The 19,664-nt window shown below is 71.4% G+C and carries 19 protein-coding genes; 10 read left to right on the top strand and 9 right to left on the bottom strand.

Going from position 1 to position 19,664, the window contains the following annotated elements; all coding sequences use genetic code 11:
* The first annotated feature begins 8 nt into the window (after positions 1-8).
* The gene (locus ABZX22_RS04235; RefSeq protein WP_354905984.1) at positions 9-977 is read left to right on the top strand and encodes an endonuclease/exonuclease/phosphatase family protein; all 969 of its coding nucleotides are present in this window, start codon (positions 9-11) and stop codon (positions 975-977) included.
* On the opposite strand, the gene ABZX22_RS04230 is transcribed toward ABZX22_RS04235, so the two are convergent.
* From ABZX22_RS04230 to ABZX22_RS04220, 3 genes are all read right to left on the bottom strand, one after another.
* Entirely contained in the window at positions 964-1,539 is a 576-nt protein-coding gene (locus ABZX22_RS04230; RefSeq protein WP_354905950.1) for a hypothetical protein, read from the bottom strand. The genes ABZX22_RS04235 and ABZX22_RS04230 overlap by 14 nt on opposite strands.
* The gene (locus tag ABZX22_RS04225; RefSeq protein ID WP_354905949.1) at positions 1,536-2,051 is read right to left on the bottom strand and encodes a M48 family metallopeptidase; all 516 of its coding nucleotides are present in this window, start codon (positions 2,049-2,051) and stop codon (positions 1,536-1,538) included. Before ABZX22_RS04225 ends, ABZX22_RS04230 begins: the two co-directional genes overlap by 4 nt.
* Positions 2,052-2,120: 69 nt before the next feature.
* The gene (locus tag ABZX22_RS04220) at positions 2,121-2,903 is read right to left on the bottom strand and encodes an enoyl-CoA hydratase-related protein (RefSeq protein ID WP_354905947.1); all 783 of its coding nucleotides are present in this window, start codon (positions 2,901-2,903) and stop codon (positions 2,121-2,123) included.
* Between the two features lie 103 nt (positions 2,904-3,006).
* On the opposite strand from ABZX22_RS04220, the gene ABZX22_RS04215 reads away from it, so the two are divergent.
* Together ABZX22_RS04215 and ABZX22_RS04210 are read left to right on the top strand one after the other, a co-directional pair.
* Positions 3,007-4,533: a hypothetical protein gene (locus ABZX22_RS04215; RefSeq protein ID WP_354905946.1), complete on the top strand. Its 1,527-nt coding sequence runs from the start codon at positions 3,007-3,009 to the stop codon at positions 4,531-4,533.
* 86 nt (positions 4,534-4,619) lie between these two features.
* Positions 4,620-5,936: an AarF/UbiB family protein gene (locus ABZX22_RS04210; protein ID WP_354905983.1), complete on the top strand. Its 1,317-nt coding sequence runs from the start codon at positions 4,620-4,622 to the stop codon at positions 5,934-5,936.
* 205 nt (positions 5,937-6,141) lie between these two features.
* Here the strand turns inward: ABZX22_RS04210 and ABZX22_RS04205 are convergent, their stop codons facing one another.
* The 4 genes from ABZX22_RS04205 to ABZX22_RS04190 form a co-directional block, all read right to left on the bottom strand.
* On the bottom strand, positions 6,142-6,306 hold the full coding sequence (locus ABZX22_RS04205; protein ID WP_354905944.1) for a hypothetical protein: 165 nt from the start codon (positions 6,304-6,306) through the stop codon (positions 6,142-6,144).
* Between the two features lie 70 nt (positions 6,307-6,376).
* Positions 6,377-6,646, bottom strand: coding sequence for a WhiB family transcriptional regulator (locus ABZX22_RS04200; protein WP_354905942.1), 270 nt, complete (start codon positions 6,644-6,646; stop codon positions 6,377-6,379).
* A gap of 484 nt (positions 6,647-7,130) precedes the next feature.
* On the bottom strand, positions 7,131-8,003 hold the full coding sequence (locus tag ABZX22_RS04195; RefSeq protein ID WP_354905941.1) for an acyl-CoA thioesterase II: 873 nt from the start codon (positions 8,001-8,003) through the stop codon (positions 7,131-7,133).
* Between the two features lie 454 nt (positions 8,004-8,457).
* Complete coding sequence (locus ABZX22_RS04190) at positions 8,458-10,509, bottom strand: ATP-dependent DNA helicase UvrD2 (protein WP_354905939.1); 2,052 nt, start codon at positions 10,507-10,509, stop codon at positions 8,458-8,460.
* A 148-nt stretch (positions 10,510-10,657) separates the two neighbouring features.
* Between ABZX22_RS04190 and ABZX22_RS04185 the strand changes: the two genes are divergently transcribed.
* Both ABZX22_RS04185 and ABZX22_RS04180 read left to right on the top strand, forming a co-directional pair.
* Positions 10,658-11,539, top strand: a complete 882-nt coding sequence (locus ABZX22_RS04185; protein WP_354905938.1) for an alpha/beta hydrolase — start codon at positions 10,658-10,660, stop codon at positions 11,537-11,539.
* Between the two features lie 71 nt (positions 11,540-11,610).
* Positions 11,611-11,853: a mycoredoxin gene (locus tag ABZX22_RS04180; protein ID WP_354905937.1), complete on the top strand. Its 243-nt coding sequence runs from the start codon at positions 11,611-11,613 to the stop codon at positions 11,851-11,853.
* 45 nt (positions 11,854-11,898) lie between these two features.
* Here the strand turns inward: ABZX22_RS04180 and ABZX22_RS04175 are convergent, their stop codons facing one another.
* The gene (locus ABZX22_RS04175) at positions 11,899-13,152 is read right to left on the bottom strand and encodes a deoxyribodipyrimidine photo-lyase (protein ID WP_354905936.1); all 1,254 of its coding nucleotides are present in this window, start codon (positions 13,150-13,152) and stop codon (positions 11,899-11,901) included.
* Between ABZX22_RS04175 and ABZX22_RS04170 the strand changes: the two genes are divergently transcribed.
* From ABZX22_RS04170 to ABZX22_RS04160, 3 genes are all read left to right on the top strand, one after another.
* Entirely contained in the window at positions 13,139-14,182 is a 1,044-nt protein-coding gene (locus tag ABZX22_RS04170; RefSeq protein WP_354905934.1) for a MerR family transcriptional regulator, read from the top strand. The genes ABZX22_RS04175 and ABZX22_RS04170 overlap by 14 nt on opposite strands.
* Positions 14,183-14,264: 82 nt before the next feature.
* Positions 14,265-14,744, top strand: a complete 480-nt coding sequence (locus ABZX22_RS04165) for a sigma-70 family RNA polymerase sigma factor (RefSeq protein WP_354905932.1) — start codon at positions 14,265-14,267, stop codon at positions 14,742-14,744.
* The gene (locus ABZX22_RS04160; protein WP_354905931.1) at positions 14,741-15,694 is read left to right on the top strand and encodes a DUF523 and DUF1722 domain-containing protein; all 954 of its coding nucleotides are present in this window, start codon (positions 14,741-14,743) and stop codon (positions 15,692-15,694) included. Before ABZX22_RS04165 ends, ABZX22_RS04160 begins: the two co-directional genes overlap by 4 nt.
* A gap of 42 nt (positions 15,695-15,736) precedes the next feature.
* Here ABZX22_RS04160 and nudC read toward each other — a convergent pair whose 3' ends face one another.
* Positions 15,737-16,711 (bottom strand): NAD(+) diphosphatase, encoded by a 975-nt coding sequence (nudC, locus tag ABZX22_RS04155; RefSeq protein ID WP_354905930.1) that lies wholly within the window; start codon positions 16,709-16,711, stop codon positions 15,737-15,739.
* Between the two features lie 283 nt (positions 16,712-16,994).
* Between nudC and ABZX22_RS04150 the strand changes: the two genes are divergently transcribed.
* Together ABZX22_RS04150 and ABZX22_RS04145 are read left to right on the top strand one after the other, a co-directional pair.
* A complete protein-coding gene (locus ABZX22_RS04150; protein ID WP_354905929.1) occupies positions 16,995-18,104 on the top strand; it encodes a siderophore biosynthesis protein in 1,110 nt (369 codons plus the stop codon).
* Positions 18,089-19,636, top strand: a complete 1,548-nt coding sequence (locus tag ABZX22_RS04145; protein ID WP_354905927.1) for an IucA/IucC family protein — start codon at positions 18,089-18,091, stop codon at positions 19,634-19,636. Before ABZX22_RS04150 ends, ABZX22_RS04145 begins: the two co-directional genes overlap by 16 nt.
* Positions 19,637-19,664: the final 28 nt, after the last annotated feature.

Below are 19,664 nucleotides of genomic sequence, written 5' to 3'. Positions count from 1 at the left end.
ATGTGGACATGGTCGGCGGCTCGATCGTGACGCCCGCGCGTCGCGCCTTCCCGTTCAGGACACTCGCGTGGATCGCGGTCATCCCCTTCCTCCTGTGGGCGGCTGCCCGGGTCGGCGGGCTCGAACAAGGCTCGATCACCACGCAGCTCATGACGGCCACGCCGTACGCGGCCGCGGGTTCCGTGGTCCCGCTCCTGCTCGCGCTGGCCTCCCGCAACCGCGCGGCCTGCGCGGTCGCCCTGGTCACGACGGCCGCCCTGGGCTTCAGCGTGCTGCCCAGGGCTCTCGGTACGGCGGACGCCACCGCGGGCAGGCCGCTCAGGGTACTTACCCTGAACCTGCTGTTCGGCGAGGCGGAGGCGGCACCGGTGGTCGAGCTGGTGCGGCGGCTGAACCCCGACGTCCTGTCCACGCAGGAGCTCACGCCCGACGCGGTCGAGCGGCTCGACGCGGCGGGGTTGAAGGACGTGATGCCGTACCGGGTGCTGGAGGCCGAGTACGGCCCGGGCGGCAGCGGCCTCTACGCGAAGTACCCGCTGACGCAGGTGTGGGACCAGGCTCCGCCGATCGGCAACAACATGCCGCTGGCCGTGCTGGCCTTGCCCGGCGGCAAGCCCGTCCAGCTGATGGCCGTGCATCCCGTTCCGCCGCTCGGCCCGCAGGTCCGGGATTGGAACGCTGCACTGCGGGCACTGCCCGCCGCCTCGGGCGACGTGGTGCGGGTGCTGGCGGGCGACTTCAACGCCAGTCTCGACCACGCGGCGATGCGCGAGCTGCTCGGCCGGGGCTACAAGGACGCGGCCGACGAGGTCGGACAGGGTCTGGTGCCGACGTGGCCGGCCAACAAGCGGATCCCGCCGGTCATCACGATCGACCACGTGCTCGTCGACTCGCGGGCGGGCGTGCGCGAGGTCAGCGTGCACACCATGCCGGGCACCGATCACCGGGCGGTCTTCGCCGGTCTCACCGTGCCGTGAGTGCCCTGGTGTTGTCCCAGCCTTCCAGGGCGGGGTCGAGGCGGTCGAGGTCCGCTCTGGCGCGCAGGCGGTGCCAGCCGGGGGTGGTGGCGACCATGCGGCGGCCGGGGGCCTGGGCGCGCAGCTGCTTCACCGGGTCGTCGGCGTCTAGGTCGGGGTCGGCCCAGCCGGGGAAGGGAAGAGTGGCCGCTACGGCGACGGCGCCGCCCTGCTCGGCGGGACAGACGGTCAGCGCGGCCCGGCCGAGTTCACGGAACAGCTTTCCGATGAGCAGGGGCGGGAGATCGGGGGCGTCTCCACTCACAATCGCCGCTTGATCAGCATTTATCGCCTTGAAGATGTCCTTCAGCGGCGTGTCCTCATTTATCGGGATAATGTCCGTACCGGGCCACAAAAGATGATCCAAAGCGGGAACGCTCGTGACGAGGACCGGTGTGACGAGTTCGAGGCCCGCGACGATCTCGTAGGTGTCCTCGACTATGGCTTCCAGGAACTCGCGAGGATCGCCGGGCGCGGCATTCGCCATGCTTTGCCGTACCAGAACGGCGACGACTCGGGTCAACACTCCTCCGGTGTGGTGCTGGCGGCGGCGGAGAAACCTTCGAGGAAACCGCGCGCCCGCTCAGCCTTGGGATACTGTTCGACCAGTGCCCAGAAATCGGGCCCGTGGCTCGGCACCAGCAGGTGCACGAGTTCGTGGATGATGACGTAGTTGATGACCCACTCGGGCAGCCCCCTGAGCCGGGTCGAGATCCTGATCGTGCCGCTGTCGGGGGTGCACGAGCCCCACCTGTGCTGCTGGTTGTCGACCCAGCGGACGCTCACCGGCTGCGCCTTGCCGTCAAGGTACCTCGCCGACAGCTCGACGGCCTTCTCGAGCAGTCCTTCGTCCGTCGGACGTCGCCGTTGCTCCTTGGCCGCCAGCCGATCGAGCATCCGGCTCACCCATTCGTCCGCGTCCTCGCCGCTCAGCCACGCGGGCAGGAGCACGATCGTCTTGTCGCCGTCGCGGTACGCGGAGACCGTACGCCGGCGACGAGAACTTCGACGGACCTCGACTCTCTCGGGGGACACATATGCACGTTAGCCGACTATGACGAAATTCCACAGGGGGTGAGCCGCTGTTTTCGCTGGTCAGCATGATTAAGAGCCGGTGAATTTGGGCACCCGCCTTTCCCGATGCGCGGCGAGGCCTTCAAGCATGTCGTTCGAGGTCATCGTGACCGGCTGGGCCAGCGCCTCCCATTTGAGCGCTTCATCGAGGTCATTGTGCGCGGTCTTGAGGGCAATTTTGGTCAGCCGCGTCGCGATCGGAGCGTTCGCCGCGACGCTTCTCGCGATCTCGAGAGTTTCCCGGAGAAGATCCGCCTTCGGGAACGCGCGGTTGATGAGCCCTTCGCGCGCGGCCTCCGCGCCGCTGATGGTCCTGCCGGTCAGCAGGAGTTCCCGCGCGAGGTTGAGCCCTCCTCTGCTCGGCAGCAGATACGTGGCGGCCATGCCGGGGTGCAGGCCGAGCGTGGTGAACGGGGCCAGGAGCTTGGCGTCGTCGGCGGCGTAGACGAGATCGCACGCCAGCGCCACGCACAGGCCCGCGCCGACGGCCGGGCCGTTGACCGCGGCGATCGTGGGGATCTCCAGCTGGGCGATCGACAGCCAGGTGCGGTAGAAGGCGAGCATCCGGTCGCGGAGCGCGGGAACCGTCTCGTCGCCCCGCTCGGCCAGCCATGACAGGTCGCCGCCCGAGGAGAAGGCGCTGCCCTCGCCGGTGACCACCACGCAGCGGGCCTCCCTGTCGGCGGCGAGCGCGGCGACCGTCTCGGCCCATGCGGCGGTCATGCCGTCGGTCATGGAGTTGCGGCGGTCGGGGCGGTTGAGGGTGAGCAGGACGACACCGTCGTCGTGCCGGTCGATCAAGAGCTCGTTCATTGGGAGAGAGTATCCACAGCCGTCCGCGGGCCCGGCGCCGGTTATCCACAGGCGGCGGGAAACCCCTCCACGATCATGCTCCCCGGTGGGAATCTTGCGCGCCATGAGGCCACGTGTGAAACCCGTCCTGCGCCGGATCCTCCGCGACGAGCGCACCCTCCAGTTCGGCGTGCATCCGCGCAGCGCCGTCCTGGTGAGCGATCTCGCGCCGTCGGTGAAGCGGTGGCTCGACCGGCTCGACGGGACGAGGGAGATCGAACAGGTGCTGCGGGAGGCGGCCACGGCGGGGCTGTCGCAGGAGGGCGCCCGGTCGCTGCTCGACACGCTCACGGCCAGAGGGGTGCTCGACGACGCGGCCGTGCGGCCGTCGCCGCTGGCGCGGCTCACGCTGGCCGAGCGCGACCGGCTGCGGCCCGACCTCGACGCGCTGGACGTGGCCGCCACGACGCCCGGCGGCGCGCTGGCGACGATGCGGCGGCGGCGTGAGGCGCGCGTGCGGGTCTACGGTGCGGGGCGGGTGGGGGCGCAGATCGTCGCGCTGCTGGCGGCCTCGGGGGTGGGGCAGCTGCGGGTGATCGACCCGGAGCCGGCCCGGCCCGAGGATCTGGTGCCGGGCGGGCTCGGCTGGACGGAGCTGGGGATGTCGCGGGAGGCGGGCGCGGTCGCGGTGGCCAGGCGGATCACCGCCGGGCGTGCCTGTGTCCCCGTGCCTGCGGTGGCTCCCGTCGACTGCGGCTGCGCTTCGGGAGTGATCGCTTCGGGAGTGATCGCTTCGGATGCCGGAGCGATGGCTTCGGATGTGGGGGCGCGCGGCACGGAGGGGCGCGGCACGGGAGCGCCGGGGGCCCCTTCCGGACGCGGACCGAGGGCGGGTGAGTCGGGGAGGCGCGGCCCGGAATCCCCGGCGCAGGCGGGGGCGCATCGGACCGCAGTGTGCGCGTGCGGGCGGGGGTCCTCGGCCGGTGCCCGGGCGCATGAGGCGGAGTCCTCGGCCGGTGCGAGGGCGCGTGGGGCGGAGTCCTCGGCCGGTGCGAGGGCGCGTGGGGCGGAGTCCTCGGTCGGCGCCCGGGCGCGTGGGGCGGAGTCGTCGGTGGGTGTGGGGGTGTGCGAGGCGGAGTCGTCGGTGGATGCCCGCGCGGGCGGGCCGCACCTGTCCGACGGCTCGCAACGGCCGGATCTCGTCGTGCTGGCGCCCGTCGGGCCACTCGACGCGGTGCTGGTGTCCGAACTGGTCGCCATGAGGATCCCGCACCTGCTCGCGGCCGCCTTCGAGGGCCACGGCTCCGTCGGTCCTTTGGTACTGCCGGGCGAGACCTCGTGCCTGCACTGCCTGGACCTCGCGCGGCGCGACCGTGACCCTGCGTGGCCGATCGTCACCGCCCGGCTCGGCGGATTCCCCGCCGGTGAGATCGCCTGCGGTTCCGCACTGTCCTCGCTGGTCGCGGCGGCGGCGACCGGCCATGCGCTTGCTCATGTCGACGGTCGGAGCAGCGCTGTGACAAACGGCACAATGGATGTTTTGCCTGATTGGCGGTGGAAGCGCCGATCCTGGACAGTGCATCCACAATGTCGTTGCTGGCGAAACGACCTAGGTGCGCTAACAATGGTCGAGCCGGGCTCTTGCCATTGACGGGCCACACGCAAGGCCTGGCGCCCCATCAGGCCGGGACCACGAAGGGGGGAAGCGCCGTCCCAACAGGGACGTCGCGCGTCATGGTGAGTGATCTTCCGCGCCGCGCCGTAGCGCGCTCCGCCAAGCTGGCGACCCTTCCGCTCGGGTTCGCCGGCCGTACCGTCATGGGCCTCGGCAAGCGGATCGGCGGACGGCCCGCCGAGCTGGTCGCCCAGGAGATCCAGCAGCGCACCGCCGAGCAGATCTTCAAGGTGCTGGGGGAGCTCAAGGGCGGGGCGATGAAGCTCGGCCAGGCGCTGTCCATCTTCGAGGCGGCGCTGCCGCCCGAGATCGTCGGCCCCTACCGCGCGACCCTCACCAAGCTGCAGGACTCCGCTCCCCCGCTGCCCGCCGCCACCGTCCACCAGGTGCTGACCGAGCAGCTGGGCGACGACTGGCGCGACCACTTCCGGTCCTTCGACGACCGGCCGACCGCCGCCGCCTCGATCGGGCAGGTCCACAAGGCGGTCTGGCACGACGGCAGGACGGTCGCCGTCAAGATCCAGTATCCCGGTGCGGGCAAGGCGCTGCTCGGCGACTTCGCCCAGATGGCCCGCCTCGGCAAGCTGTTCGGGGCGCTGCTGCCCGGGCTCGACATCAAGGCCGTCCTGGCCGAGCTGCGCGAACGCATCGCCGAGGAGCTCGACTACCTGCGCGAGGCCGAGGCGCAGCACGCCTTCGCGCAGGCGTTCGCCGACGACTCCGACTTCTACGTGCCCGACGTCGTGGCGGCCAACGAGCAGGTGCTGGTCACCGAGTGGATGGACGGCACGCCGCTGTCACGCATCATCACCGACGGCACCAAGGAGGAGCGCGACAAGGCGGGACTGCTGTTCGTGCGGTTCCTGTTCTGCTCCCCCGCCCGCGTCGCCATGCTCCACGCCGACCCGCACCCCGGCAACTTCCGCATGCTGCCGGACGGCAGGCTCGGCGTCCTCGACTTCGGCGCGGTCAACCGGATGCCCGACGGCTACCCCACGGTGTTCGGGCAGCTGACCCGCATCTTCAACCAGGGCGACATGGACGCCGTGGTCACCGGGCTGCGTGACGAGGGCTTCATCCAGGAGCACATCGAGATCGATGTCGAGGCGCTGCGCGGCTTCCTGGCCCCCTACGTGGAGCCGACAGCGGTCGAGGAGTTCACGTTCAGCAGGGAGTGGCTGCAGGCGCAGGCGGCCAGTGCCACCGACCTGCGCCCGACGAACGTGATCAGGCAGCTCAACCTGCCGGTCTCGTACGTGTTGATTCACCGGGTGCACGCGGCGGGGGTGGGGGTGCTGTGCCAGCTCGGCACGACGGCCCGCTTTCGAGACGAGGTCATCAGGTGGGTCCCGGGCTTCGCCGACGAGGCCGTCAGCTGACACCTGCCCGCCGTACTGGCCTGCCAGGTTTCACCCGCACCCGCCGCACCCAAGTCCCCCTGCCCGCGCGGGGAGCGGCCGGGATGCCCGGAGGTCCGATGGGTGAGGGCCCGGGACAGCCGAAAGGCCGGGTGCATCGTGTGCACCCGGCCTTTCACGTGAGGTCAGACCGTGAGATCCTCCGCCGGCGGCAGGATCTCACGACCTAGCCCTGGGCGATGAGAGCCTTGCGCAGCCGGTCGTTGGCCCGCTGCAGGTCACGCCGCGCGCGCTGGACGCGCTTGAAGCGGGACACCATCCGGTACTCCTCGGCCTCCTTGTGGAGGGTTTGTATTCGGTCATTGACCAGTTCTTGATAGATATACGGCATTTCAAAGCTCCTGCCAGGGATGATGCTCATCGGATGTCTCGGCTTTCTGTGGTGCGGTGGATGTGAGGTTTCAGGCAGCGACCGGGTGCTTGCGCGGACGCCCGCGAGGCCGCTTACGGGGAACGATCGTTCCCCGGAGGATGAGCTCGCCGCCCCAGACGCCCCACGGCTCCTCGCGCTCGAGCGCGCGGGCCAGGCAGGCCTTCTGGATGGGGCAGCCGCCGCAGAGCGTCTTCGCGAACTCGACGTCTTCGGGCGACTCGGCGAACCACAGGTCGGGGTCGGTACGACAGGGGATCTTGGCTTCGTCGATCAGGTCCATGATCGTCTGGGCCCCCATCTGCTGTCTCCTTCGGTTGTTCTTGGTCTGGTACCTCGTGGGTCGGGGGATCACGGACAAACAAGAAGGCCGCGGATCCTGTCTGCGGATCCGCGGCCTGGGGGCTTGACTGCCGGTCAGGTTATGACCGGGTCATCCCTCCAGGGTTGCGGACCGCGCAGTCCACCCTTGGTGATCTGAGGGGTCGGCACGTCGGCGCCCGCGACGTAGGCGGGGGCGCCCTGGGCAACGGCTGCGCCGTAGCCTGCGTGGAACACGAGCTGGCTACGGGCAGACTTGTCCCGTCGGACCTTGGCCAGGCCACTGGCGAGCCTGACCGAGTCACGGCATGCGGAAGCGAGCCACTGCGTGGCCGACATTTCAGTCATGTTCCTCACCGGGGCTCACCTCCATCTGTGATCGTCGGACAGGACCGTCCGACTCGCTTGACCATGACCCTAAACCGGAAAGCCGGGAAGGGGCAACACATTTTCCACCTGCGGTGTTACGAGTCTGCCACGCGAATCATGCACTCCTGAACCACCGACACCGCCAGGTCTCCCGACGAGGTGAACATCTGACCCCGCGCCAGGCCGCGCGCCCCTCCCGACCATGGGGACTCCTGAGCGTAGAGCAGCCACTCGTCGGCCCTGAAGGGACGGTGGAACCACATGGCGTGGTCGAGCGAGGCGCCGCTGACGTTCGAGGCACCCCAGGCGAGTCCGTGAGCCAGGAGGACGGTGTCGACGAGCGTGAAGTCGGAGGCGTACGCGGCCAGGACGACGTGCAGCAGCGGGTCGTCAGGAAGGTCGGCGTCGTAGCGGAACCACACGTTGTTCTCGGCGCTGCGCAGCGACGGATCCTTGTAGGCCTCCCAGGTCAGCGGCGAGACGTAGCGGGCGTCGACCGGCCGGGGGCGGGCCAGCCACTCCTTCCACTGCGAGTCGTCGCCCACGAGCTCCAGCATGCGCGACTGGAACGTCGGCAACGTCTCAGGCGCCTGGACCTGCGGCATCACCGCGGCCTGATGGTGGACGCCCTCCTCATGGATGTGGAACGAGGCGGACATCGTGAAGATCGCCTTGCCGTGCTGGACGGCGACGACCCGGCGGGTAGTGAAGGACCTGCCGTCCCTGACCCGCTCGACGTTGTAGACGATCGGGATCGACGGGTCGCCGGGGCGGATGAAGTAGGCGTGCAGGGAGTGCACGTTGCGGTCCTTGGGGACGGTACGGCCCGCGGCGACGAGCGCCTGCGCCGCGACCTGGCCGCCGAAGACCCGTTGGATGCGCTCTTCGGGGCTCCGCCCGCGGAAGATGTCGAGCTCGATCTGCTCCAGGTCGAGCAGGTCGAGCAGCTCCTTGAGCGCTTCGTTCACGATGGGTCCCTCCTATGGCTGAAGCCATCCCAACCTAGTGTGACGAGACCGGTGCCGTGGCAGTGCCCCGGGGCATCCCCATCCCAACCCCATGCCTCGAACCGGCCTTCGCGACCGGACGGCGCCTTGGAGGCGCGGGACCGGCCTTCTCCTGTGGCGAGCCGTTTCCCCGTGGCGAGCCCTTCCGTGGTACGCCCTTCCGTGGTGAAGGGTGTGGTGAGCGTGCCGTCCTGACGTCGAAACGCGGGTCTGTGGACGTGCGTGACCGGTCTCCCGGAGGGAGGGAGGGGCCAGTCACCTCCTGCGGTGCAGGTCCGGCCCTGTGGGCGTCCCAAGGGCGGAGGTGCGTGGCTCTCGGCGGGTGAGCGGCCTCCTGCGGGCGAGCCACTGACCGTCTTGTGTGGGGAAGGTCACGGGACCGTCCGGGCGATGAGGTCAGGCGGGGTCAGCGGGGTCAGGTGTGGGTGCGGCAGATGTCGAGGACGGCGGCGCCGTACCGGTCGAGTTTGACCTTCCCGATCCCCGCGATCGACAGCAGTTCCTGCTCGCTGCGCGGCGCCCGTTCGGCGATGGCCTGAAGGGTGACGTCGGTGAACACCACGTACGGCGGCACCTTCCCCTCCTTGGCCGTCGCCGTGCGCCACGCCTTCAGCGCCTCCAGCAGCGCCTCGTCGTAGTCGGACGGGCAGGTGGCGCACCGGCCCAGCTTCTGCTCGGCCGCGGCCACCAGCGTCTTGCCGCACACCCGGCAGTTGACCGGCGCGGCGACCGAGCGCCGGGGCCCGGCGGTAGCCGTACCGGGGGATGAGGAGGAGCGAGGGGGCCGCCCGGTGAGGCCGTCGAGGAAACGGGAGGGGCGGCGGCCCTTGCGCCCGCCGGGTGCCCGGGCCAGGGCCCAGGACAGGCCGAGGTGCTCGCGGGCGCGGGTGATGCCGACGTAGAGGAGGCGGCGTTCCTCCTCGATCTGTTCGGGTGTCTCGGCGTAGATGATCGGCATCATCCCGTCGGTCAGCCCGACGAGGAACACCGCGTCCCATTCCAGACCCTTGGCCGCGTGGAGGGAGGCGAGGGTGACGCCCTCGACCGGCGGCGCGTGCTGTTCGGTGGCGCGGCGTTCGAGTTCGGTGACGAGGGCGGGCAGGTCGCCGCCCTCGGCGGCCATGTCCTCGGCCAGGTCGGCGAGGGCGCGCAGCGACTCCCACTCCTCGCGGGCCTTGCCGCCGCCGGGCGGGACGGGGGTGAGGCCGATGCCGCCCAGGATGCTGTGAACCTCCTGCGCCAGGGGCTCGCCCGAGGCGGAGCGGGCCGCGCCGCGCAGCAGGACCACCGCCCGCCGTACCTCGGGACGCTCGAAGAAGCGGTCGGCGCCGCGCACGAGGTACGGGATGCCGGCCTTGGCGAGGGCTTCCTCGTAGGCCTCGGACTGGGCGTTGACGCGGAACAGGACGGCGATCTCCCTGGGCGGCACCCCCTTGTCGATCAGTTTCCTGATCGCGCGGGCGATGCCGGCGGCCTCGGCGGGCTCGTCGTCGTGCTCGGTGAACGTGGGCGCGGGACCCTGGGGGCGCTGGGCGACGAGATCGAGGCGGTGGGGGCTCCTGGCCTTGGCGATCACGAGGTTGGCCAGGCCGACGACCTCGGGCGTGGAGCGGTAGTCGCGGACGAGCTTGATCACCGAGGCGTTCGGGTACTCCACGGCGAACCCGGTGAGATAGCGGGGGGTCGCGCCGGTGAAGGAGTAGATCGTCTGGTTCGGGTCGCCGACCACGCACAGGTCGTCGCGCCCGCCGAGCCAGGTGTCGAGCAGGAGCTTCTGCAGCGGGTTGACGTCCTGGTACTCGTCGACGACGAAGTAGCGGTACTGCTGGCGGATCTGGTGGGCGACGTCGGCGTGCTCGGTCATCACCGCGGCGGTCAGCTCGAGGATCGTCTCGAAGTCGACCAGGTGACGCTCGCGGCGCAGCCGTTCGTAGGCCTCGTAGAGGGCGGCGATCTCGTCGGCGGGGGCGGGCGGTGAGCGGTGGGCCTTGGCCGCGGCGGCGACGTAGTCCTCGGGGCCGATCTGGGTGACCTTGGCCCACTCGATCTCCGATGCGATGTCGCGCAGCTCCGAGCGGTCGCGGCCACGGCGGATCTGCCGGGAGGCCTCGACGAGCAGCGGCAGCTTCGACTCGATCACCGCCGGCGCGGATCCGCCGATCACCTTGGGCCAGAAGTAGGTGAGCTGGCGCAGCGCGGCGGCGTGGAAGGTGCGCGCCTGCACGCCCGGCGCGCCGAGCCGGCGCAGCCGCTGCCGCAGCTCGCCTGCCGCCCGTGTGGTGAAGGTCACCGCGAGCACGCCCTGCGCGTCGACCACCCCGGTGTGCACGGCGTGGGCGATGCGGTGGGTGATCGCTCTGGTCTTGCCGGTGCCGGCCCCGGCGAGCACGCAGACCGGGCCGCGGACGGCCTCGGCCACGGCGCGCTGCTCAGGGTCGAGCCCGGCCAGAACGTCGTCGCCTGTCATCACATGAAACATCCTCGCAGCAGGTGGCGGGGGCCTGCGCCATTCTGGCAACATGCCGCCGTCACCTGTTTCTTCATCGCTGAGATGCGAAAAGTAGGTCATTTCCCCCACAATGGGGCCCGACCGAATCATGGGGAAAGGAAGGCCCGTGCGAGCTGCGGTGATCGCGAGTGTTCTCGCTGCCGTCGCGTTGATCCCAGGAGCGGCGCACGCGTCGAAGGATCCGTCCCCCTCGTACGGCGACGCGCTGGGCGGCACGACGTTCGAGACCGTCTCGTACGGCCCCGGCAAGCGCCAGGCCATGGACATCTGGTGGACGCCTGACTACTCCAAGCACCCCGCGGTCTTCCTCATCCACGGCGGCTGGTGGTCGGGCGGCGACAAGAAGTACATGACCGAGATCACCCGCAGCTACGTCGAGCTCGGCTACACGGTCTTCAACCTCAACTACCGGCTGTCCACCGAGGCGCCCTGGCCGGCGCAGCGCACCGACGCCTTCGACGCCATCGCCACCGCCCGCAGGCACGCCGAGCGCTGGAACTTCGACCCCAACAACTACGTGGTCGTCGGCTTCTCCGCGGGCGGCCACATCGCCGCCGCCGTCGGCACGTACGGCGACGGCACCCTCCAGGGCCTCAAGGGCGTCGTCGGCGTCTCGCCCGTGATCTCGCCGCTGCGCGCCTACACCGACGGCGCCGACTCCACCGACCCCAACCGCGTCAAGCTGCGCGACGCCGCCATCAGGCTGGCGGGCGGCTGCGAGCCCAAGGGCAAGTGCTCGCGCGTGTGGGCCTCGATGGAGGTGCCGTGGCACGCCAGCAAGAAGGACGCGCCGATGCTGACCGTGCACTCCGACGACGAGTTCGTGCCCGCGGCGCAGAGCCTGCTGCTGAAGGACATGCTCGGCCAGGTCGGGGTGGAGATGACGGTCTTCACCGAGCCCGGCATCTCGCACAGCGCGCCGCTGTACCGGGAGCCGGGGGTCGCCGAGCGCGTGCAGAAGTGGATCGAGGAGCGACTGTCGAGCTGACCCGGGGATTACCCGCGCCCTCCAGGTTGTTGCGCTTTTTGGCCTTCATTTGAACCCGGAAGGATTGCTTCATGGCGCTCACCGTCTACACCACCACCTGGTGCGGTCCCTGCAAGCGGCTCAAGAGCCAGCTCACCCGCGAGGGCATCGCTTACGAAACGGTCGACATCGAGCGCGACCCCGCCGCGGCGGAGTTCGTGATGAGCGTCAACAACGGCAACCAGACCGTTCCGACTGTGGTTTTTCCCGACGGGACGGCGGTCACCAACCCCTCGGTGAACGAGGTGAAGGCCCGCCTCGCGGCGATGGTCTGAGCAGGTACGGCGGGCCCCGCCCCGAGCGGGGCCCATCCGAGATTCCTAGAGCGGCGTGAGAGGCGCGGGATAAGCGCCGGTCCGTCCATCGGTCAGCAGCCACGGCTCGTGGACGAGCGTCGCGGGCAGGCCGGCCAGCTCGGGCACGTACCGGCGGACGTACTCCCCTTCGGGGTCGAACCGCCTGGCCTGCCGCAGCGGGTTGAACGTGCGGTTGGGTCGCGTGTCGTTGCCGGTGCCCGCGACCCACTGCCAGTTGCCCGCGTTGTTGGCCACGTCGCCGTCCAGGAGCAGCTCGAAGAAGTGCTCGTAGCCCACCCGCCAGTCGACGCGCAGGTGTTTGACGAGGTAGGCGGCCGTGATCAGGCGGGCGCGGTTGTGCATCCAGCCCTCGGCGAGCAGCTGTCGCATGCCCGCGTCGACGATCGGCACTCCCGTCATGCCCTCGCGCCAGGCCTGCTCGGCGTCCTTGTCGGAGCGCCACGCCGTGCCGCGCGGCCGGTAGTCGCGCCGGTTCAGGTCGGGGAAGGCGCAGGCCACCTGGTGGTGGAAGTCTCGCCAGCACAGTTGCCGGACGAAGTCCTCGTTGCCGTATCCGGCCAGCTCCAGCGGTGACAGGCAGCCGAACCGCAGGTACGGGCTGAGCCTGGAGGTGCCGTCGCCCGCCAGGTCGTCGTGCAGGCCGGCGTAGTCGTCCAGCGAGCGACGCGTCCAGGCGCGCATCCTCTCCCTCGCCGCCGTCTCGCCGCCCTTGATCCCCCCGTACGGCACGCCGCGCGGGATCGGGCCCGCCGGCAGCCCCTCGGGGGTCGGGACGGCGCGGGGTGTCTGGGCCGCCTGCCGTCGTGGCGCCTGCGACCAGGCCCGCCAGTAGGGGGTGAAGACGCGGTAGTGGTCGCCGTCACCCGAGGGGCGCAGCAGGCCGGGCGGCACGACGGTCACGCCGGGGAAGTGCCTGACCTCGATCGGTTCCCTCGCGAACCGCTCGCGCCTGCGGCGGGCGAGCGAGCTGACGTCGGCGCTCATGAAGACGGCTGTGGCCGACGTCTCGCGGGCCAGGCGCATGGTTTCGGCGACGGTGTCGCCCTGCCGTACGAGGAGGTCGCCGCCGCGGGCGCGCAGCGAGTCGCGCAGGTCCCGCAGGCAGTCGGACAGGAAGGCGGCGCGGCGGCCCGAGGGCACGGCGGGGTCGCGCACGAACAGCGGCACCACCCGCCGGGCCTGCGCGCAGGCGGCGGCCAGCGCCGGGTGGTCGCGGACCCTGAGGTCCCTGGTGAAGAGCACGATGACGGTGTCCATCGCCCAGGTATTCGAGGGCCGCCGCCCCGTGGTTGCGACCGGGGGGCGGCCGATCCGCCACAATGTCGGGATCGGCGCGCATGAGCGGGGCGAACTGCCCGAGGAGGAGCCTGGGTACGGCATCGGCGCCGTCTCCAGGCGGCTCGGCGTGCCCGCGCCCACCCTGCGAACCTGGAACCTGCGGTACGGCATCGGCCCCAGCAGGCGCAGTCCGGGCGGCCATCGCCGCTACGACGCGGGGGACCTGCTGCGGCTGGCGGAGATGAGCCGGCTGATCCGCGAGGGCGTCGCACCCGCCGACGCCGCCCGCCAGGCCCTCCGCCTCACCGTCACGCCGGGCGACGTGGCCGGCCCGCCTGCCGTACCGGAGGCTGGTACGCCGCGGGCCGAGAGCCCTGGCACTCCGGTGGCGGCCCCTGGGCCGGTGCCCACGGCGGCGATGCTGGCGCGGGCGGCCCAGGCGCTCGACGGGCGGGCCGTGGCCGAGGGCGTCGGGACCGCGCTGGCCCGGCACGGGGTGGTGTGGACCTGGGAACGGCTGGTCCGCCCCGTCTTCACGGCGATCTCCCGCAGGCAGGCGGAGACGGGCGCGGGCATCGACGTCGAGCACCTGTTCTCCGACCGGCTGCTGGCCGCTCTCTCCCCGCTGGTCGAGCGTCCCGCCCGGCCCGTGAACGCGCGGCCGGTGCTGCTGGCCTGCGCGGCGGAGGAGCAGCACAGCCTGCCCGTCTACGTGCTGGCCGCCGCGCTCACCGTCGACCGGCGGGTGGAGACGCGGGTGCTGGGCGCCCGCACGCCGTATCCCGCGCTGGGGGACGCGATGCGCCGCCTCGGTCCTTCGGTGGTCTTCGTCTGGTCGCAGCAGTCCTCGACCGGTGACCCCGCCCCGCTGGCGGGGTTGCCGGCGGTCCGCCCGCCCCCCGGGATCGTCGTCGGCGGGCCGGGGTGGGGCGGGGCGCTGCCCGCCAGGGTCACCAGGGTGACCTCGCTGGAGGAGGCCATCACGGTGATCGCCGGCGCCGCCGGCTGATCTCCCTCCGCTTGGTTGCACGGCCGCCCGCGGCGGAGGTTGAATGAGTTTTGAATAAGTTATCTCTCAGGGAGGCTTTCTCATGGAGGCGCTCGCCGAGTGCTACCGAACCCATGCCTCACTGGTCCGCTGCTACCTGCGCCGCCTCGTGCCGGCGCAGGACATCGACGACGTCACCCAGGTGGTGTTCACCGAGGTGTGGCGGTCCAGGCACCGATACGACCCGGCCAGGAGCCTGACGACGTGGGTCCTCGGCATCGCCCACAAGCGGGCCGTCGACCACCTGCGCGCCCGGCGCGTCCCCACGGTCTCGCTGGAGGCCGTCGGCGAGCCCGAGGGGTCCGACGGCAGGGCCGACGGCGACTCCCTCGCCGACCGCGACCTGGTCCGCCGGGCGCTGGCCGAACTGCCCGCGCCGCAGCGCGAGGCCATCGAACTGGCCTACTACGGCGACCTGAGCCAGCGGGAGATCGCCGAACGGCTGCGCGTCCCGCTCGGCACCGTCAAGGCCCGTACGGCACGCGGCCTGCACCGCCTCTCGACCCTCCTGGCGGCGGCATGACGACCGTCAGGCCCAGGATCGCCGTCTCCAGCTGCCTGCTGGGCGATCCCGTCAGGTTCAACGGCGGGCACAGCCGCGACCGGTTCCTGTCGGGCGCCCTCGACCCCTTCGTGGACTGGGTGCGGATCTGCCCGGAGATGGAAGCCGGGCTCGGCGCCCCGCGCGAGACGCTCAGGCTGGAGCGCTCACCGGACGGCCCGCGGCTGGTGACCCGGACGACCGGCGTCGACCTCACCGACCGCATGACCGCCCTGGCCAGGGCCCGCAGCGCCGGGCTCGACGTCGACGGGTACGTCTTCAAGTCCAGGAGCCCCAGCTGCGGCGTCCACGGCATCCCGCTGTACCCCGAGGGCGGCGGGAAGCCCGTCGGCAAGCGCAACCGGGGCCTCTTCGCCGCCGTCGTGATGGACTCCCGTCCCGAGCTGCCCGTCGAGGACGAGGGGCGGCTGAACGACGACCTGCTCAGGGAGAGCTTCGTGGAACGCGTCTTCGCCCACGCCAGGCTGCGCGAGCTGCTGGAGGGCGGCTGGCGGCCCGCCGACCTGGTCGCCTTCCACGCCAGGCACAAGATGCAGATACTCGCCCACGACCCGGCCCGGTACCGGGAGGCGGGGCGTCTGGTGGCGGGAGCGGGCGTGCGGCCCAGGGAGGAGCTGGGCGCCGCCTACGCCGCGGCCTTCCGCGCGGCGCTGGCCACGAAGGCCACCGTGGGCAGGAACGTCAACGTGCTGCAGCACTGCATGGGGATGGTCGAGCTGGACCGGGCCAGGCGTGCGGACCTGGTCGAGGTCATCGGGTCGTACCAGGCGGGCAGGGTGCCGCTGAGCGTCCCCGCGACGCTGCTGCGGCATCACGCGCGCGGCGAGCCGGCCGCCTCCTACGTCAGGGAGCAGACCTACTTCCTGCCGTTCCCCGAGGAACTGCGCCTGCGCAACCACGTGCCCGCGTGACGCGGCGGCCGGCGCCGGGCTCGCCCGGACCGCCGGGCCAGGTCACCAGTCGCCGGTCAGGTGGTCGCCGTACCAGGTCTCGATCAGGCGGCGGGCGATGGAGACGGGCGGCGGGAGCCGTACCTCGCCACTTCGCAGGGCGGCCAGCAGTTCGGCGCGGGAGAACCAGCGGGCCTCGGCGATCTCGTCGGCGTCGCAGACCACCTCGGTGCCGATGGCCCTGGCGAAGAAGCCCAGCATGAGGCTGCGGGGGAAGGGCCACGGCTGGCTGCCCAGGTAGCGCGGGTCGACGACGGTGATGCCGACCTCCTCGGCCACCTCGCGGACGACCGCGTGCTCCAGCGACTCCCCGGGCTCCACGAACCCGGCCAGGATCGACAGCCGCCCCTCCGGCCACTGCGGGCCGCGGGCGAGCAGGCAGCGGTCGTGCTCGTCGCGGACCAGCATGATGACCGCCGGGTCCACCCTCGGGAAGTGCTGGCTGCCGTCCTCGGGGCAGACGCGGATGTGCCCGCCCGCCTCGACCTTCGTACGGCTGCCGCACCGCGGACAGAACTCGTGCGTGGTGTGCCAGGCCTCCAGCGCGACCGCGTAGACGAGCAGGCCCGCGTCACGGTCGCCCAGAAGCGCCCCGGCCTGGCGCAGGCCCGCGGGGAACGGCTCACCCTCGGGGGTGTCGCCCAGGCCCAGCGGGCTCACGACGCGGCCGTTGGTGTCGGCCGTGGCGAACCCCGGCAGCGGCGCGGCGACCGCGAAGTAGGCGACGCCGTGCTCGACGCCGAGCAGGTAGCGCTCGCCCTCGGGCGCCTCCCGCGTGGTGTACAGGATCACCTCGACCTGGTCACCCGCGCGCCTGACGAGGGTGTGGCCGTCGCTGACGAGCAGCACCCTGCTCGTCGGGTCCGCCCACGCCTTGGCGAGCCAGTCGGCGTCGCCACGCAGCAGGGCCGACCTGTCGATCGTGCCGCGCGCGAGGAGCAGGGGCCCCAGCAGCTGCTCTTCTGCGGTCGTCTCCACGCGCCACTTCCTCCCCGGAATTCGATGCCATCTTATGACGGTCGGTTGACCGTGACAGGACGCGGGGCGCCCGGCGCGTGAACGTCCGGAGGCCCTTGTGTCAGGCAGCGTAGACCACCAGGTTGTCGCGGTGGCCGCGGCTCTTCTCGTCGAACACGAGCGAGTAGGAGCGGAGATGACTCTCATACAGGGCGATTACGCTGTCCGTGCCGCATCATGATCTCCACCACGCTAGGATCTGCCGAGTTAGGTTAGCCTTACCTGAGCCCGGGGGTGCCACGCGTTGCGGCTCTACATGACCGCTGCCAAACCGACCGACTCGGTGACCGACGGTTTCCTGCCCGCGGCCCGCGCGCTGGGCTGCGACGTCACGATCCTCACCGACCGGCCGGAGCAACACCCTGACGCCATCGCGTGCGACGTGTGGGATCCACGGGCGGTGATCGACACGATCGCCCACCACCACCGGCCGGACGCGATCTTCTCCAACTCCGATCACCTGCAGATGGAGACCGCGCTGGCGGCGGAGTACTTCGGCCTGCCGGGCAAGGACTGGCGGGCGTGCCTGGCGGCCAAGAACAAGGCGCTGACCCGCCGCAGGCTCGCCCAGGCGGGAGTGGAGAAGGTCTGGTCCGTACGGCTGGCCCCCGGCGACCCCGTGCCGGGCCGCGTGCCGTACCCGGTGGTGGTGAAGCCGCGCGAGGGGGTGGCCAGCGAGAACGTCATGCTGGTCGAGCGCGACCTGGAGCGGGCGATCGCCGGGCTGAGAGACCTCCCGCTGGTCGTCGAGGAGTACCTGGAGGGGCCGCTGCGCACGCTGGAGACGCTCGGCGACGGCGCCACGACGCGGGTGCTCGGCGGGTTCGCGACCACGCTCGGGCCGCTGCCGCACTTCGTGGAGGAGCGGCTGGACTGGGCGCCGGAGGCCGACCCGCACGTGCTGCGGGCGCTGGAGGCGCTGGGCGTCGGGTTCGGGGCGTGCCACACCGAGTACGTGGTCACCGCGCGGGGTCCCAGGATCGTCGAGGTGAACTACCGGGTCATCGGCGACCACTGCGACTTCCTGCTGGCCGACATCCTCGGCGTGCCGCTGTTCGAGTGGATCCTGCGGGTGCACCTGGGTGAGCCGGTTCCCGAGGTTCCGGCCGCCGCCGGTCACGGGTGCGCGGTCAGCGTGGTGGCCGACAGATCGGGCGTGGTCGTCGAGGCGCCGCCCGCCTTCGAAGGGGACGGGTTGTGGCACAGGCCGCTCAGAAGCGTGGGCGACAGGGTGGAGCTCACCAACACCAACCGCGACTACCTGGGCGTGATCAGGGCGGTCGGGCCCTCGGCGGAGAAGGTCGAGGCGGCCGTCGGGTCGTTCATGGAACGGCACCCGTGGGTGATCGGATGAGGCGGCGCGAGCCGTACCTGGCCAGGAGGATCCTCGACGCGCTGCTGCGGGAGGACTACGGCGACCTGGCCAAGCGGGTCACCAGGAGCAAGGAGGGCGTGGCGCTGCTGCTGGCCGACGGCAGGCGGGTACGGCTGGCGCCCGGCCTGCTCTTCCAGGACTTCGTGGTCGCCGACGACGAGCTGCTCGGTCTCGAGCAGGTGCTCAACACGCTCCAGGAGATCGCCGACCCCGCCGACGCCGAGGGTGTGGCGGCCTTCTTCGACGAGTGCGTGGAGGCCCTGCACGCGCTCGAACTGCACGACGAGCACCGGCCGCGCATCACGGGCAGGCGGCTGGCCGACTACGAGGCGCTCGCCGCCTTCGTCGACCATCCCGTCTACCCGACGGCGCGGGCGCGGGCCGGCCTGTCGGACGAGGAACTGCTGGCCTACGCCCCCGAGTTCGCGCCCTCCTTCGAGCTGCGCTGGGCGTGGGTGCCGCGGTCCGATGTGACGGGCGCGGCCACGCAGTGGGGGCCGCAGGAGGGCGGCGCGGTGCTGATGCCCGTCCATCCGCTGAGCGTGGGCGCCCTGCCGCCGCGGGCCCGCCTGGCGCACGGCGGCCCGCGGATCACGGTCAGGCCGACGCTGTCGATGCGGACCGTGCAGCTCGACGACCGCACCCAGCTGAAGCTGCCGCTGCCCACCAGCACGCTCGGCCGCCGCAACCGCCGCTCGATCAAGCCGTCGACGCTGGCCGACGGCGCGTCCGCCGAACGGCTGCTGCGCGCCCTGGCCGACCCCGGCATCCTGCTCGCCGACGAGCAGACCTACGCCCACGCGGGCCACGAGTACCTCGGCTGGATGCTGCGCCGCCTGCCGGAGGGCAGGATCATCCCGGTCGCCGCGCTGAACGTCCCCGAGGTACGCGAGGAGCTTGGCGACGTGGAGGACCTGCTGACCCGCTACCTCACGACGCTGCTGCGCTGGAACGTGCGGCTGTTCGTCCGGTACGGCGTGGCCCTGGAGGCCCACCAGCAGAACCTGGCGCTCGTCATCGACGGCGGCGCCGACCTCAAGCTCCTCGTCAAGGACAACGACGGCCTGCTGGTCTCCCCCGCCAGGCTGGCCGCCGCGGGAGTGACCCCGCCGTCCTTCACCGACGAGCGGATGCTCACCGACGACCCGCACGCGCTGGCCGACGTGTTCGTCACCATCACCCTGCACCTGGCGGCGGCCTCGATCGCCTTCGGCGCGCTGCCCGCCGACCGGGCCGCCATGCTGGTGCGCGGCTGCCTGGAGGAGGCGCTGGCCGAGCACGGCGACGACCCGATGGCCAGGCTGCTGCGCGCCCGCACGCTCGACGCGGTCAGGCTGACCGGCAAGTCGATGATCACCGCGGGCACGCTCGTGGCCAAGGAGCGCTCGGGGGCGCGCGACGTCAACAAGTTCTACGGCACCAGCGGGCCCAACTACCTGCGGGCCCTGTCCCTAACGGGAAACCTGCTCGTCGGCCTGCCACCCCACCGTCGTGCCGGGTCAGGACCGTAGTGGCAGTCCACTTGGCACCTTTCCCATT

It is taken from the genome of Nonomuraea sp. NPDC003804, from assembly GCF_040610675.1.
GTDB lineage: Bacteria > Actinomycetota > Actinomycetes > Streptosporangiales > Streptosporangiaceae > Nonomuraea.
The sequence above is the reverse complement of the archived record's forward strand: the minus strand, read 5'-3'. Positions and strand labels throughout refer to the sequence as shown.

What these genes read in the sequence shown, in the direction of transcription:
- ABZX22_RS04235 (WP_354905984.1), top strand. Translation starts at nt 9, where the DNA reads ATGGTCGGCGGCTCGATCGTGACGCCCGCGCGTCGCGCCTTCCCGTTC.
- ABZX22_RS04220 (WP_354905947.1), bottom strand. Translation starts at nt 2,903, where the DNA reads ATGAACGAGCTCTTGATCGACCGGCACGACGACGGTGTCGTCCTGCTC.
- ABZX22_RS04215 (WP_354905946.1), top strand. Translation starts at nt 3,007, where the DNA reads ATGAGGCCACGTGTGAAACCCGTCCTGCGCCGGATCCTCCGCGACGAG.
- ABZX22_RS04205 (WP_354905944.1), bottom strand. Translation starts at nt 6,306, where the DNA reads ATGCCGTATATCTATCAAGAACTGGTCAATGACCGAATACAAACCCTC.
- ABZX22_RS04200 (WP_354905942.1), bottom strand. Translation starts at nt 6,646, where the DNA reads ATGGGGGCCCAGACGATCATGGACCTGATCGACGAAGCCAAGATCCCC.
- ABZX22_RS04190 (WP_354905939.1), bottom strand. Translation starts at nt 10,509, where the DNA reads ATGACAGGCGACGACGTTCTGGCCGGGCTCGACCCTGAGCAGCGCGCC.
- ABZX22_RS04180 (WP_354905937.1), top strand. Translation starts at nt 11,611, where the DNA reads ATGGCGCTCACCGTCTACACCACCACCTGGTGCGGTCCCTGCAAGCGG.
- ABZX22_RS04170 (WP_354905934.1), top strand. Translation starts at nt 13,139, where the DNA reads ATGACGGTGTCCATCGCCCAGGTATTCGAGGGCCGCCGCCCCGTGGTT.
- ABZX22_RS04175 (WP_354905936.1), bottom strand. Translation starts at nt 13,152, where the DNA reads ATGGACACCGTCATCGTGCTCTTCACCAGGGACCTCAGGGTCCGCGAC.
- ABZX22_RS04165 (WP_354905932.1), top strand. Translation starts at nt 14,265, where the DNA reads ATGGAGGCGCTCGCCGAGTGCTACCGAACCCATGCCTCACTGGTCCGC.
- ABZX22_RS04160 (WP_354905931.1), top strand. Translation starts at nt 14,741, where the DNA reads ATGACGACCGTCAGGCCCAGGATCGCCGTCTCCAGCTGCCTGCTGGGC.